Below are 1,002 nucleotides of genomic sequence, written 5' to 3'. Positions count from 1 at the left end.
GGGCGGGATCGGAGGGATCGAAGTACGCCGTACCGCGAGCCCGTCGGCCGGTGTCCGGTGCATTCTCAGGTCTTTCACGCGGGGGCGTTCGCGGGTGCGCAGCGCGGCGGGTGTCGGCGTAACGGGAGTACGGGTCGGTGTGCAGGGCGGGATCGAAGGGATCGAAGTACGCCGTACCGCGAGCCCGTCGGCCGGTGTCCGGTGCATTCTCGGGTCTTTCACGCGGGGGCGTTCGCGGGTGCGCAGCGCGGCCCCTACATGCCCTGACCACCCGGCGGGGCACTGCCACACCCGCCGGGTGGTCAGGGCATGTAGGCGATCTTGCCCTTCTGCGACTTCTGCACTTCCTCGGCGGGGTCCATACCCAGGCGGGCGGACCGCCCGACGGCGGAGACGGAGTAGCCGGCGAACCGGGTGGTGCTGTCGGCGTCGTTGAAGCCCTTGATCGTGAACTCCAGGCCACCGTCTTGGGTCAAGCTCGTCTTGAAGTCGGTGAACGTGCCCGTGGTCACCGTGCCGTCCGACCAGTCCACCCGGCTGCGGAAGACGGGCTTGGCGCCTGCCGCGGTGTCCTTCAGTGAGGGCAGCGTGCCGCTGAACTTGCTCTCGCCTTTGAGGTAGGGCCGGCCCTGCGCGTCGCGGCAGGTGACGGGCTTCGGCGCCGCAGGCTCTGCGGAGGCCGCGGGGGTCAGGACGGTCACGCCCGCGCACAGGGTCGCGGCGAGGACGGTGGTGGTCGGCTAGGCCGTTTCTGATGGCTCTTGGACGGTGTCGCGGAGCCAGATGTTGATCGCTGTGACGGCGAGTGTGCCGTTGAAGATGTAGTCGCGCTTGTCGTAGCGGCTGGCCACCGCGCGGTACTGCTTCCACTTGTTGACGCACCGCTCGACGGCACTGCGGCGGCGGTACTGGGTCTTGTCGAAGGCCGGTGGGCGACCGCCGTCCCGTCCCTGCCGCCGACGGTTGGCCCGCTGGTCATCAGGCTGGGCGACGGGGCATCAA

Annotated in this window: 1 protein-coding gene and 1 pseudogene; both read right to left on the bottom strand. The window is 69.6% G+C overall.

The window, feature by feature from the left end; translation table 11 throughout:
- Positions 1-302: 302 nt before the first annotated feature.
- Positions 303-701 (bottom strand): hypothetical protein, encoded by a 399-nt coding sequence (locus AB8Z75_RS34960; protein WP_369209170.1) that lies wholly within the window; start codon positions 699-701, stop codon positions 303-305.
- Positions 702-740: 39 nt separating this feature from the next.
- A pseudogene (locus tag AB8Z75_RS34955) lies at positions 741-920 on the bottom strand (IS5/IS1182 family transposase); the annotation flags it as partial.
- Between the last annotated feature and the right edge of the window lie 82 nt (positions 921-1,002).

It is taken from the genome of Streptomyces sp. PU-14G (assembly GCF_041028275.1).
Lineage (GTDB): Bacteria > Actinomycetota > Actinomycetes > Streptomycetales > Streptomycetaceae > Streptomyces.
The sequence above is the reverse complement of the archived record's forward strand: the minus strand, read 5'-3'. Positions and strand labels throughout refer to the sequence as shown.